This is a genomic window from Pontibacter pamirensis (assembly GCF_010015475.1).
GTDB lineage: Bacteria > Bacteroidota > Bacteroidia > Cytophagales > Hymenobacteraceae > Pontibacter > Pontibacter pamirensis.
The window spans coordinates 84,381-96,799 of the sequence record NZ_SSNI01000007.1 but is presented as its reverse complement, the minus strand read 5'-3'; the positions used below and the strand labels follow the sequence as shown (position 1 = coordinate 96,799).

14 protein-coding genes are annotated in these 12,419 nt (G+C 48.8%); 5 read left to right on the top strand and 9 right to left on the bottom strand.

Annotated features, from left to right (window positions below):
* Positions 1-134: 134 nt before the first annotated feature.
* The 9 genes from E1919_RS08395 to E1919_RS08355 form a co-directional block, all read right to left on the bottom strand.
* Entirely contained in the window at positions 135-647 is a 513-nt protein-coding gene (locus E1919_RS08395) for a hypothetical protein (protein ID WP_162052908.1), read from the bottom strand.
* Positions 648-653: 6 nt separating this feature from the next.
* Positions 654-887: a hypothetical protein gene (locus tag E1919_RS08390; RefSeq protein ID WP_162052907.1), complete on the bottom strand. Its 234-nt coding sequence runs from the start codon at positions 885-887 to the stop codon at positions 654-656.
* Between the two features lie 96 nt (positions 888-983).
* Entirely contained in the window at positions 984-1,595 is a 612-nt protein-coding gene (locus E1919_RS08385) for a DJ-1/PfpI family protein (RefSeq protein ID WP_162052906.1), read from the bottom strand.
* A 168-nt stretch (positions 1,596-1,763) separates the two neighbouring features.
* Entirely contained in the window at positions 1,764-3,611 is a 1,848-nt protein-coding gene (locus tag E1919_RS08380) for a pyruvate kinase (RefSeq protein WP_162052905.1), read from the bottom strand.
* A gap of 219 nt (positions 3,612-3,830) precedes the next feature.
* Entirely contained in the window at positions 3,831-4,043 is a 213-nt protein-coding gene (locus E1919_RS08375) for a hypothetical protein (RefSeq protein ID WP_162052904.1), read from the bottom strand.
* Between the two features lie 91 nt (positions 4,044-4,134).
* Positions 4,135-5,454 (bottom strand): glycoside hydrolase family 2 TIM barrel-domain containing protein, encoded by a 1,320-nt coding sequence (locus E1919_RS08370; protein WP_162052903.1) that lies wholly within the window; start codon positions 5,452-5,454, stop codon positions 4,135-4,137.
* A gap of 55 nt (positions 5,455-5,509) precedes the next feature.
* On the bottom strand, positions 5,510-5,896 hold the full coding sequence (locus E1919_RS08365) for an SRPBCC domain-containing protein (RefSeq protein WP_162052902.1): 387 nt from the start codon (positions 5,894-5,896) through the stop codon (positions 5,510-5,512).
* A 106-nt stretch (positions 5,897-6,002) separates the two neighbouring features.
* A complete protein-coding gene (locus E1919_RS08360; protein WP_162052901.1) occupies positions 6,003-6,359 on the bottom strand; it encodes a DUF5615 family PIN-like protein in 357 nt (118 codons plus the stop codon).
* Entirely contained in the window at positions 6,356-6,586 is a 231-nt protein-coding gene (locus E1919_RS08355) for a DUF433 domain-containing protein (protein WP_162052900.1), read from the bottom strand. The genes E1919_RS08360 and E1919_RS08355 overlap by 4 nt, the downstream gene beginning before the upstream one ends.
* Before the next feature lie 161 nt (positions 6,587-6,747).
* Here E1919_RS08355 and E1919_RS08350 point away from each other — a divergent pair, with 161 nt between their 5' ends.
* The 5 genes from E1919_RS08350 (at position 6,748) to rny (ending at position 12,384) form a co-directional block, all read left to right on the top strand.
* Complete coding sequence (locus tag E1919_RS08350) at positions 6,748-7,377, top strand: DUF1684 domain-containing protein (RefSeq protein ID WP_162052899.1); 630 nt, start codon at positions 6,748-6,750, stop codon at positions 7,375-7,377.
* Positions 7,378-7,548: 171 nt separating this feature from the next.
* Positions 7,549-9,969 (top strand): phenylalanine--tRNA ligase subunit beta, encoded by a 2,421-nt coding sequence (pheT, locus tag E1919_RS08345; protein ID WP_162052898.1) that lies wholly within the window; start codon positions 7,549-7,551, stop codon positions 9,967-9,969.
* 4 nt (positions 9,970-9,973) lie between these two features.
* Complete coding sequence (locus E1919_RS08340) at positions 9,974-10,270, top strand: hypothetical protein (RefSeq protein WP_162052897.1); 297 nt, start codon at positions 9,974-9,976, stop codon at positions 10,268-10,270.
* Positions 10,271-10,347: 77 nt separating this feature from the next.
* The gene (locus tag E1919_RS08335) at positions 10,348-10,638 is read left to right on the top strand and encodes a cell division protein ZapA (RefSeq protein ID WP_162052896.1); all 291 of its coding nucleotides are present in this window, start codon (positions 10,348-10,350) and stop codon (positions 10,636-10,638) included.
* 114 nt (positions 10,639-10,752) lie between these two features.
* Positions 10,753-12,384 carry a ribonuclease Y gene (gene rny, locus E1919_RS08330; RefSeq protein ID WP_162052895.1) on the top strand — a complete coding sequence of 544 codons (1,632 nt, stop codon included), beginning with the start codon at positions 10,753-10,755 and terminating at the stop codon, positions 12,382-12,384.
* Positions 12,385-12,419 lie beyond the last annotated feature (35 nt).

Below are 12,419 nucleotides of genomic sequence, written 5' to 3'. Positions count from 1 at the left end.
GGTTAGCAGGCTAAGGCCATTGTTTGCATCGCTGCCGCTACTGCTGATGTAGTAATTTGTAGCATATCCGGATAACGGCAGGGCAAGCAGCAACAGGTATAGGATACACTTCAGGTACATAGCAGGAACGCTGATTACTGAACAGTTACGATGTTGAGGTACTTCTCATCGAACGTCCAGCGGGAAGGGGCAGTAACATCAAACGGTTTTACTTCTACTTTCTTTATCTGGCGCAGGTCGGCCAGCAGCAATTCCGGTTCAGAGACGTGTTTGCCATCTATGGCAACAGTCAGCTTTTGCCCCTTCTCACTCACATGAAACTGCTCAAAAATTTCCGGCAGCCTTGCCAGCGTAATTTCCTTTTTCAGCGTCATGACAACCACTCCTTCTTTGCCTTTGTCGCCAAACTTTTCCAATGCCTTTTCTCCCTTATAGACGTTTAGATGCTGAATTTTATCTGGATCAAGTATCAAGGCATCATACGCCGTTTCTTGTGAACCTATGATTACCAAAGGTCGTGCTACATCATCAGCTATGTATATATTTTGCGTTATTGGAGGGAAAAACTGTGGTTCTGTTCCCTGTGCCTGTGTGGTAAGGCTGCAGGCCAGCAGCAGACAGCAGATGAGGACGTGACATACTTTCATAGGATACTATCTTTTCTTTAGCGACTTTTTCTCTTTCATTGCTGTCCGCTTCTGCTCCAGTTCGTTTTCGTATTTCATGTACAGAAAGATAGCGATGACGCCTGTTATAAGTCCTGACAAAATCAAGTGAAGCCCGAAGTAACTTCCGGAAGAGTTCAGGAAACATGCCAATACGCCGCATACTACCAAAAGAGCAGCAATCTTGTAAAGCAGCTTTTCGATTATTCTGTCTTTCATCATACCAGAACTTTTTAAACAACAGCACTATCCTTTGTGCTCTTCGCTGTTGCCGGAGCACAAAGGATAGTGGTAAATTTAATCAATCTATGGAAAAGGTTATACTGATGCCAGTGTGGCAGGTTGCCCTAATTCGATTTTTGTGCCCAGCACGTCTAAAAAAGCACGAATAAATTTCGGATGGCCGGGCCAGGCAGGCGAGGTGACAAGGTTACCATCTACTACTGCTTCAGTTGCCTCCACTGATACAAATGTGCCGCCTGCTATCTCTACTTCAGGGCCAACAGCGGGGTAAGCCGTCAATCGGCGACCTGCTACCACACGGGCAGCTGTTAGTATCTGGATGGCGTGGCAAACAGCGGCTAAAGGTTTGTTGTTGTCGGAAAAGTATTTCACAAGGTCGAGCACCTGCTGGTTTAGGCGCAGGTATTCCGGGGCACGGCCACCGGCAATCACCAGCCCCTCATAATCAGCAGGATTTACGTCTGCGAAAGAGTAGGTAAGCTGGAAGTTGTGGCCCGGCTTTTCAGTATACGTCTGGTCACCTTCAAAATCGTGGATAGCCGTTTTTATAAATTCGCCTTTCTTCTTGCCCGGGCATACGGCATGCACCTCGTAGCCAACCATCAGGAACATCTGAAAGGGTACCATTGTTTCATAATCCTCGGCAAAATCACCTGTCAGAAACAGAATTTTCTTTGTGTTTTCCATAGTATTTATGTTTTTAAGTCAGCAACAAGCAATACTCTACACAGAGCGTTTAGGATCATTGCTTGTAGAAAGATAGGTATAATGTTTTAGAAAGTACAGTGTATGTTGCTGAAATACAGTTAGATGAAGCTGCCGTTGTAGCTAGACAGACTTACTGCGTCAGCTACTTTACTCCTGTAGCGCCTCCATATCGGACACTTGCAGGCTGCGCAGCATCGATGTTTTTTTGTGCTGATGCTCCTGCATGCGTACCATAATGTCGTGCAACATTTCGACGGCTTGTACCACATACGGCCCCTTGTTCAGCATCACGCAGTCGGCACGTTGGGCCATGGCGGCATCCGTTATCTCTGCCCTGGAGGGGCGACCTTTCTTGGCAAGTGTTTCCAAGACCTGCGTTGCCCACACCACCGGCATATGTGCCGCTTCGCAAAGCCACAGAATCTCTTCCTGCACTTCAGCCAGCCGCAGGAAGCCACATTCCACTGCCAGGTCGCCGCGGGCTATCATAATGCCTGCCGGGTAGCGCTTCATGCAGGCAAGCAGCAGGTGGGGCAGGTTCCGGAATCCCTCCTTTGTTTCTATTTTCAGCATCACGCTCACATTATCTGCCTTCAACTCGTTTAGCTCGTGGTGCAGCGCCTCCACATCTTCCACATAGTTCACGAAAGAGAAGTTAACGATATCGGCGTGCCTGGCTACAAACTTCAGGTCATGCTTGTCTTTTTCCGTCATGCCTTTGAGCCGTATCTTGCTTTCGGGCAGGTTAATGCCTTTGTCGTCGCGCAGTTTGCTGCCGGTGGGGCTGGCATAGGTAATTTTCACCACAATCGAGTCCTTGCTGACCTCCATGATTTTTCCCTCTATTTTGCCGTCGTCAAAAAGAATGGGTTGTCCTTCTTTTACCTGTTTAAACACCTCAGGCAGGGTGCAGGAGATATGTGCCGGCTTCACCACATGGCCCTGATCGTCGTATAGCGCCGGCTCACCGGGTATCAATTCCCGTGTAAGCACCAGCAGGTTATCCTTTTTTAGGATAATGGGCGCAAAAGTGGGAGGTAATTCGCCAACCTCGGTTGTTCGCTCTGCCACGGCTTTGTTTTTGATGCGCAGTTTCATACCTGTGGTGATGTAGGAGCTTTTGAAAAGGTGTGCTATAACGCCATTGGCTTCCTTCTTCAGTACAGAAAAGGAGCGTTTGCGGCTACGGGTATCGGTAAAGAGGATAGTATCGTTCTCCCGTAGTTGCGCTACCCACTCGGCCTTTACAGGTAGCCAGGCATCCATGTTCACAGGTGGAGGTGCATCCGGTGGCGCAAGCCAGACATTGGCCGCCTCCGTGGTTTGCCCCAAATTGTTTTGGGCAGGGCGAATGGTTATTAGTTTTGGGCCCTCTTTTAATGGGCCAGTGCGCAGTTTCGGCCCCATCAGGTCCATCAGGATTTTGCATTTGACGCCTGTTTCTTCTTCGGCCTGATGAATAAGCTTTACCATCCGGAGCCACACCTTTTCGTTGTCGTGGGCGCAGTTAATGCGGGCGCAATTCATACCAGCTTTTATCAGGCGGAGCAGCAAGTCATAGTCTTCGGCCGCCTCGCCGGGAAGTGTTACCATAATGCGGGTATTTCGCTTTTCAGGTTTTGGGCCCAACAGTGCCTCTGTGTGTGCCTCCAGCAGCACACTGTTTTCAAAAAAAGAAACCGCGAGTTCCTTTTCTGCAGGTGCGCAGGCAGAGAGGAGGCAGAGCTGGTTCCGTACCGCCTGCAAACTGGCCAGTACATGCCCCTCTGCACGCCCTAACGACGATAGGCCTAGCTGCGACAGGTTCTCCTGCAGGTTGCGCATGTCATGCTTGCGCAACGACAGGTAGTGCAGCAGGTTCTGGGCACTCTTCCGGAACTCCGGGTGCACCAACTCAACTGCTGGTGTAAATTTTTGTTCCAACGCCACTGCCTCTTCGTGCAGGGCATCAATTTGCTCTATCAGCTCTTCCAGTTGCTTTACGTCTTGCTGCATCTTATTACAGGTTTTATACAGGCTTACAAACCGAGGATTTGACACTTAGGTTGTGCTTGCAGAATCAAATTAACTTAAAATATTTATTTTTATAATACGATTAGTAGAATTAAGTTTCTGTACCAAAACGAAATGATACGTCATCCCTTACATTGCTATTCCATATGGGTTCTGTAATCAAATCCTGCCAAATGCACGTAGTTCTACCTGCCTGACACATCAGCCGGTGCCACCCTGTATGAAGTAATATATGGCAAAACCTAAGTAAAATAAGCCTGAAGTCGTCATGACAACAGTGGCGAAAATTCCTGGAGAGAGCTGTTTTAGTAACTTGTTGTAGTTCAGGTACATGGTTAGAGCAATAACGATAGGGGTATGGGCTGCGGCACCTGCTCCGCCAGTAGGTGTGGACGGTGTCGGGTCGTGTTTCAAGAGGTTAAATTTCTCTTTGCTGAAAAAGACCAGAGCCTGTAAAAAACACGTTTCTTACAGGCTCTGCTATCTTGTCTGCTTTTTTCAGGACTTATTTCTTCACATAGAAAGGTATGTTAGCGGTAGCCACATTGTTGTTGCCGTCATACACATACACAAACAGGCGGTAAGCACCTTCCTGTTTTGGTGTTTTTAACTTTGCCTTTCCTGTAGTAGTTCCAGATACACGACCCTCTATAGCATCGGGCCTGCTTTCGCGGTCGCCACCTTCTTTTAAATCAGTGCTTTCGTGTAACAGCTCGTAACGGTACGTCAGCTTATCGTTATCCGGGTCGGTAACGGCGGCTGTCACTTTGTAATTCTTGTTCGGTTTCAGATAGACGTTATCTGTCGCTTTCTGGCCGTCTATCTCAAATGTGCTGAGGTGCGGCGCGCGGTTTTCTGGCCAGCTTCCAGTCCAGAGGTACTGCATCACATCAATTACTTCCGACTCTTTGCCGTCTTCAGTGAACAGGCCATACCAGGTGGGAGTCCTTTCCTGCTTCTGGCCCCACAGGAATACATAAGAGCCTAAGTTCCGGGCCTTGTCCTGTTGCATAGACGCCTCGTAGCGGCTTTTGTATACAGCTGCCTTCTGGCTACTGGTTTCCTCTACCGATGCACCCCAGGGCGTTTGATGGCTTTCCCAATGCCCGGTTGGTCCCCATTCTGTAACCATGTATGGCCCTTCCCAGCCAAATTCGCGCACGCGCCTTGGCACATCAGGTAAACCGCCGTAGGCATTCACCGCCAGTATATCCAACTGCGGAACTTTCTCTTTTATATAATCCACCTCCATCTTATTTATACCTGCCAGCATGGTGCTGGTTGGGTGGTTTGGGTCTACCTCATGAATCATATTCGCAATGTCGTTCACGGCATCCCAAACCAGCGGATCAGTGTAGCTTAGGTTCAGTTCATTGCCAATGCCCCATATCAGCAAGGCGGGGTGGTCTTTATACTTGACAACCTCTTTCCGTAGTTCCGCCAGCTGCTGGGCAACGGCCTGGGGGTCGCCATAGTCGAAACCGTGGCGCTCGCGGCTCACTTCAAGACCCATTGTTACGGTTAAGCCATGTTTGTGCGCCTCGTCCAGTATCTCCTGCGCATTGTCGGTGCTCCAGGTACGGATAGAGTTGCCGCCATACGCCGCCAGTTGCTCCAGATACTGGCTACCGCCTGCACCCTTAATATAATAAGGGGCACCCCCTCTGTAAAGCTGGTATCCTCCGTTTTCTTTGCGTACTTCTACTTTTATTCCTTCCTGCATGGGCTTGCCAGGTTGTTCTGTTTCAGGTAGTTTATCAGCGTAAGCCTGCACAAAGGGGGGCATGAGCAGGAGTGCAAGCGCTGCTAAGATTAAGTTTTTCATGTTGATAGGATGTCTTTTAAGTAAAGGGACACAAGTATTAAGCCACAATGCTTTCTTACATTTCGTCCTCGTAAAACTCTATCAGGGCACCGAAGTAGCTGTTATTCCAACCTTCTACTATATCCTCAAAATCTTGGTCCGGAATGTTGGTGTGCCTGAGTTCTGCAGAGGTGCCGTTTTTGTGCGGGTGCAGTTTGATGGTGACGATAGAGTCTTCCTCTTGCTCTCCAAAGTACCACTGCTGCACGATTTTCTTTCCCTCTTCAAACTCCAGGTTCTTGCCCACAATGCTGCCGTCCCAAAGTGAAAACTCAGACCCGGGCTCTGCCGACATGTCTGCTTTGTCCCCTGTCCAGGCCTGTATGGTAAGCGGGTGCGTCAGGGCCAAGTATACTTCTTCCGGAGATGCAGGTATGATGTAATATTTCTTGAAGTCTTTCATTATTTATAAAGGGAGCTTAGTTGAGGGCAAAGGTACAGATTTGATGATAGCGCTGATAACTGATAAATACCTAAGGCAGGTAAACTGCATTTATTTTAATGTTTTACTACGCTTCATGTCCTATTATGCCGTCATTAGACATCTCCAGATAGTTACACGTTTCAAATAGGATCTTAACTGTCAAAGCATTGTTTCTTATTAAATCAAAAAGCCTTCTATTCCTGATGTTACCTGTTGTGATCAGGAATAGTCTTTTTGGCTGGCCTAGAATCATGTGGGAGTGATAAAAATCAGAGTCTTTTGTAACTACAATTAAATCCTCTTTATCTGCATAAGCGCAAATAACCCTGTCAGGAGTCTCGTCTCCAGTTGGTAAGGAATCTACATGAATAGAATGAAATCCTGCCGATTCGAGAATCTCACACAGCTTTGATGGCAGTTGGGCGTCTACCAGAAACTTCATGCAGTCTTGGTATAAGATTTTGTCCTGGTTAGTTTTGCTGCATATGCCAGACAAGCATAAATGTCCTCTTTTTCTAATGCAGGATAATCTGAAAGTATTTCAGCTTCTGTCATGCCTGAAGTCAACAGGTCGAGAACCAGGTCAACTGTATATCTTTTATTTCTGATGGTCGGTTTTCCATGACAAATCTCAGGATTAAGTGTTATTCTGTTTAGTAAGTTTTCCATACTTTAATTTACGGAATTATTTTGTACCAGTCTTTTTTTATACATCTTCACACTGCATCAAAGCAGTGTTGCTCCTTAGTAGAAAGTGATTGCCTTTATCATTTTCCCCAACACCCTCTCCAAAAATTTCCGACCTTTGCATAAAATAGCTATTGAACCTTATGAAACGACCACTAAGGCTAGTCATATTTGCGGGCATCGCATTGGTGCTCTTCTACTTCGTGCAGGAAACCTTCTTTAACGAAGATAATTATATAAAGCCGCTGCAGCAGGAGCGAACCGACAAAGACCTGACTTTCCGGAGCCGCACCAACAGCCCTTTTAAAGATGAAGACCGCCGCAATTTTAAGAATCTGGTGTATTACAAGCCGGACCCGGACTACCGTATAAAAGCGGAGGTAGCGCAACTGCCGCAGCAGGACACCCTGCTCATGCCCATGACCGACGGCAGCAACGAAGCTTACGTACGCTATGCCACTGCCTCATTTGAACTGGAGGGCCAGCCGCAGCGTCTGACGCTGTATAAAAAAGCGAACAGGACGGCAGACGAGGAGGAGCAACTGTTTGTGCCCTTCACCGATAGAACCAACGGCTACGATACCTATGGCGGCGGGCGCTACCTGGATATCCCTTTCGAGGAAGATGCAAAAACGGTGGTGCTGGACTTTAACCGCGCCTACAGCCCTTTCTGTGCCTATAACCCCGACTATGTATGCCCCGTGCCGCCAAAAGATAACCGCCTCGACATAGCCATTCCGGCAGGGGAGAAGACGTATGAGGGAGCAGATTAGTTTTAGATGTTAGATACTAGATATCCTGATAAAGCACGGGCTGCATAATTGTATAAATGTCCTTACTTCAATCTAACATCTAACGTCCAGCATCTAACATCTAGAAAATATCCTTAATTTTGGAGAACACAGGCTTCCGGTGCGGAGGCTGATTTTAAAAAGAGAAACAACATGCTGATTTCATTCGACTGGCTGAAACAACTGATTCATATAGATAAAGATGCGGAAGAAGTAGGTGCTTTGCTGACAGGCGCAGGCCTGGAGGTAGAGGGTATCGAAACATTTGACTTGGTACAGGGAGGCCTGGAAGGCATTGTGCTGGGCGAGGTGCTGACCTGCGAACCGCACCCGGATGCGGACCGCCTGCGCATCACAACCGTGAACATCGGCAACGGCACACCAAGCCAGATTGTGTGCGGCGCACCCAACGTAGCAATTGGGCAGCGCGTGGTGGTGGCTACTATCAACAGTACTTTATACCCAACAGGTGGTGAGCCCTTCAAAATCAAGAAGTCCAAGATACGCGGTGCCGCTTCAGAGGGTATGATTTGTGCCGAGGATGAAATAGGTATTGGTACTTCACATGCCGGTATTATGGTGCTGGATACGGATTTGCCGAACGGTACACCAGCCGCCGGATTCTTCGGCTTGGGTTCTGATAAAGTATTTGAAATAGGCCTGACGCCGAACCGTGCCGATGCGGCTTCGCACTACGGCGTGGCCCGCGACCTGCAGGCGCTGACAGACGCTAAAGCAGTATTGCCCTCTGTAGAAGACTTCAAAGTAGACAACACATCACGGCCTGTTGAAGTGGAGGTGGAGAACTCAGAGGCTTGTCCACGTTATGCCGGTGTAACAATGTCTGGTATAACCGTGGGGCCGTCGCCGGAGTGGATGCAGAAGCGTTTGCGTGCTATCGGTTTGTCGCCGATAAACAATGTGGTGGATGTGACCAACTATGTGCTGCACGAACTGGGCCAGCCGCTGCATGCCTTTGATGCAGATAAAATAAAAGGCGATAAAATTATCATGAAGACAGTAGCCGAGGGCACCAACTTTAAAACACTGGATGGCGTGGAGCGCAAGCTGCAGGCAACAGACCTGATGATATGCGACACTGAAGGTCCTATGGCGATTGGCGGTGTATTCGGAGGCGAGGAGTCCGGCGTGTCAGACGAAACTACCAGCATCTTTATTGAGAGCGCTTACTTCTCCCCGGATTGGGTGCGCCGCACCGGTATGAACCACAGCCTGAAAACCGATGCCTCTTTCCGCTTCGAGCGTGGCACCGACCCGAATATGGTGCTGCATGCCCTGAAGCGCGCGGCGCTTCTGATGCAGGAAGTAGCAGGTGGCGAGGTGTCTTCTGAAATTGTGGATGTATACCCTGCACCGATTGAGAACAAAATTATTACGCTCAGCATAGAGCGTGCGCATACCTTGATCGGGCAGCATGTGGGGGCAGAGCGTATCAAAACCATCATGACTGACTTAGGAGTGGAGGTGACAGGCGAAACAGAAGAATTTATTCAGTTTTCAGTGCCTCCGTTCAAGGTAGATGTTACGCGTGAGGCCGATGTGGTGGAAGAAATCCTGCGCATCTACGGCTTCAACAACATCGAGATGTCAGAAGATTTGGCGACAACTTACCTGGCCAAGTTTCCGAAGCCCTATGCCGAGAACGTAACAGAAGCCATTTTAAGCTATATTGCGGATAACGGCTTCCATGAAATCATCACCAACTCCATTACCAATTCCAACTACTATCAGCCTGCCGGTGAGGCAGAGGTAGCGGGGCTGGTGCGGGTCGTGAACTATAACTCCGAAGACCTGGACGTGCTGCGCAAGAGCATGGTGTTCTCTGGGTTGGAGGTGCTGCGGCGCAACATCAACCGCCGCCAGCGCGACCTGAAGCTGTTTGAACTGGGCAAGGTATACGAGCAGTTGGAGGACGGCAGCACCAAAGAGAGCCGCAAGTTGGCCCTTTACATGGCCGGTAACGTAACCGCTGAAAGCTGGCAGCAGCAGAGCAGTAAATCCTCTTTTCATGACCTGGCAGGAGTAGTGCAGAACGTGCTACGCAAACTGAATGCCGGTGATTTTGAGGTGCAGCCACTACAGCCGAACAGCTATATGCGGCAGGGCGTTGCGTACCTGAAAAATGGTGTTGTGATTGCCGAACTTGGTCTGCTGGATGCGGGTGTGAGCCGCTTCATGGAAGTGAAGGAGCAGGTGTGGTTTGCGGAGCTGAACTGGGACTACCTCCTGAAGAAGTACAAAGACAACCTGGTGGCCGAAGAGCTGCCTAAATTCCCGGAAGTGCGCCGCGACCTGTCGCTCGTACTCGATAAAAACGTTACCTTCGACCAGATCAGGCACATTGCCTTCCGGACAGAGCGCAAGCTGCTGCAGGACGTGAATGTGTTCGACGTGTATGAGGGCGACAAGATAGCTCCAGGCAAGAAAGCCTACGCTATCAGCTTCACGTTGCTGGACAAACAGCAAACCCTGACCGATAAGGTGATCGACTCCACGATGAATCGCCTGATGCAACAATTTGAGAAACAGTTGGGAGCTTTAATTCGCAAATAGCGTTATGCCAAAGGAAAAGCAGATACAACAACTTCAGCATATTGAGGATAAGTTGCGCAAACTTGTCGCCCGCTACACCGACGTGCAGCAGAAGCTAAACAGTGCTCAGGAGGAAATTAAATTCCTGGAAGGTTTGGTCGATGAGAAGGAACAACAAATAAAAAATTTTCAAAATCAGGAGAATATTGTTAAAATTGTAAATACGATAGCAGGAAATCCTGCAAATTCGACAGAGTTAAAGCTCAAGCTGAACGAATATATCAGAGAAATTGATAAGTGTATCGCTTATCTACAGGACTGAGCACCAGCATGTAATGGGCCAACAGGGCCCAACGCTATGAAAGCACCTGAGAAAGCACAACCCTTAAAACGCAACGGATGGGAGAATTAGCTATAAAAATTCGCATCGCGGAACGCGAGTATCCGATGCGGGTAAAGGAAGAGGAAGAAGAAAGAATTAGAGTTGTTGGAAAGATTCTGAACGAGCGCCTGCGCTTTTTCAAGGATCAGTTCGGCTTGCAAGACAAGCAGGATCTGCTCGCCCTGGTTGCCTTCGAAACGATGGTGGACAAGGTGAAACTGGAGGAGGACAAAGACTCCCACGGTACAGAAATTGGACAAAAACTCAACATTCTGGAAGAACTCTTATCATCAGTAAATGTGAAATAAGCAACCTGGCCATCCCGGGCTGCCGCTTTTGTTTTTCGTTAGGGCTATAAGTTATACCCTGTCTCTTTGCAGGCACTGCTATATGTTTTTATTCACTATAAAAGCTTAATAGTTATGCCCGATATCCTTTATATTTTATTAACTGCCGTTGTCGCGCTCGCAGTGGGCGTGTTCATTGGGCGCGCCATGCTGCAGAAGGTTTACAAGCAGCAGGAAGAAGATGCACGCCAGAAGGCGAAGAGCATCATACGTGAGGCGGAGTTGAATGCTGAAAGCCTTAAGAAAGACCGTATTTTAGAAGCCAAGGAGAAATACCTGAAGCTGAAGTCTGAGTTCGATGAGGAGATGAACAAGAAAAAGAACATCATCATCCAGAACGAGAACAAGGTAAAGCAGCGCGAGCAGCAAGCCACCAAGCAATTGGAGCAGACAAAGCGCCTGGAGACAGAACTTGAAAAAGAGCGGGAAGTAGTAGCGGCTCAGCTGGACAAGGAAAGAGCGCAAATGAATGCCCAGCTCGACAAAGAGAAAGAGCAGGTAAACACGCAGCTGGAGCAGCTTAAAAAGCGCAAGGAAGAGGTAGAGGCGAAGCACAACGAGATTGTAGGCCAGCTGGAGAAAATAGCAGGTCTTACTGCATCTGAAGCACGGGAGCAATTGGTAGAGGCGCTGAAGAGTGAAGCACAGACGCAGGCTTCCTCTCATGTAAAAGACATTGTGGCCCAGGCTAAGCTGACAGCTACGAAAGAAGCCAAGAAGATCGTTATTGAAACCATTCAGCGTACTGCTGCCGAGCATGCCATTGAAAACTGCGTGTCGGTGTTCAACATAGAGAGCGACGACATCAAAGGTAAAATCATCGGCCGCGAAGGCCGTAACATACGTGCTTTAGAGGCTGCCACCGGTGTTGAAATCATCGTAGATGACACGCCTGAGGCTATTATTATCTCTGGCTTTGACCCGGTTCGCCGAGAAATTGCCCGTCTGTCGTTGCACCGCCTGGTAGCAGATGGCCGTATTCACCCGGCCCGCATTGAGGAGGTGGTAGCTAAGACACGCAAAAACATTGAAGAGGAGATAGTAGAGATTGGGGAGCGTACCGCCATTGATTTAGGCATCCATGGGCTGCACCCTGAGCTAATCAGGATGGTCGGCCGTATGCGTTTCCGTTCCTCTTATGGCCAGAACCTGCTCCAGCACTCACGTGAGGTTGCCAACCTTTGCGCCACAATGGCGGCCGAACTTGGCTTGAACGTAAAGCACGCGAAACGCGCCGGTCTGCTGCACGATATTGGTAAGGTAACACCGGATGAGCCGGAATTGCCGCACGCTATTATCGGCATGGAAATGGCCAAGCAATACAAAGAACATCCGGATGTTTGCAACGCCATTGGAGCCCACCACGATGAGGTAGAGATGACCGCCATGGTATCTCCGCTGGTACAGGCCTGCGATGCTATCTCCGGTTCTAGACCAGGTGCCCGTCGCGAGATTATGGAGTCTTACATCAAGCGCCTGAAAGAGCTGGAAGAAACAGCTGTTTCGTTTGAGGGTGTAAACCAATGCTACGCCATCCAAGCCGGCCGTGAACTGCGCGTAATGGTAGATGCTGACAATGTATCAGATGAAAAAGCATCCCAAATCTCCTACGATATTTCTCAGAAAATCGAGAAAGAGATGCAGTATCCCGGACAAATCAAAATCACAGTTATCCGCGAGATGCGTGCCATCAGCTACGCCAAGTAGCCGTTGATATAGATTTAAGAGAAGCCGCCTGCTAC

Bases quoted from the DNA above. Each gene is read 5' to 3' on its own strand.
- E1919_RS08355 (WP_162052900.1), bottom strand. From the start codon at position 6,586: ATGGAAAACTTACTAAACAGAATAACACTTAATCCTGAGATTTGTCAT.
- E1919_RS08350 (WP_162052899.1), top strand. From the start codon at position 6,748: ATGAAACGACCACTAAGGCTAGTCATATTTGCGGGCATCGCATTGGTG.
- rny (WP_162052895.1), top strand. From the start codon at position 10,753: ATGCCCGATATCCTTTATATTTTATTAACTGCCGTTGTCGCGCTCGCA.
- E1919_RS08360 (WP_162052901.1), bottom strand. From the start codon at position 6,359: ATGAAGTTTCTGGTAGACGCCCAACTGCCATCAAAGCTGTGTGAGATT.
- pheT (WP_162052898.1), top strand. From the start codon at position 7,549: ATGCTGATTTCATTCGACTGGCTGAAACAACTGATTCATATAGATAAA.
- E1919_RS08390 (WP_162052907.1), bottom strand. From the start codon at position 887: ATGATGAAAGACAGAATAATCGAAAAGCTGCTTTACAAGATTGCTGCT.
- E1919_RS08385 (WP_162052906.1), bottom strand. From the start codon at position 1,595: ATGGAAAACACAAAGAAAATTCTGTTTCTGACAGGTGATTTTGCCGAG.
- E1919_RS08340 (WP_162052897.1), top strand. From the start codon at position 9,974: ATGCCAAAGGAAAAGCAGATACAACAACTTCAGCATATTGAGGATAAG.
- E1919_RS08395 (WP_162052908.1), bottom strand. From the start codon at position 647: ATGAAAGTATGTCACGTCCTCATCTGCTGTCTGCTGCTGGCCTGCAGC.
- E1919_RS08380 (WP_162052905.1), bottom strand. From the start codon at position 3,611: ATGCAGCAAGACGTAAAGCAACTGGAAGAGCTGATAGAGCAAATTGAT.
- E1919_RS08370 (WP_162052903.1), bottom strand. From the start codon at position 5,454: ATGAAAAACTTAATCTTAGCAGCGCTTGCACTCCTGCTCATGCCCCCC.
- E1919_RS08335 (WP_162052896.1), top strand. From the start codon at position 10,348: ATGGGAGAATTAGCTATAAAAATTCGCATCGCGGAACGCGAGTATCCG.
- E1919_RS08365 (WP_162052902.1), bottom strand. From the start codon at position 5,896: ATGAAAGACTTCAAGAAATATTACATCATACCTGCATCTCCGGAAGAA.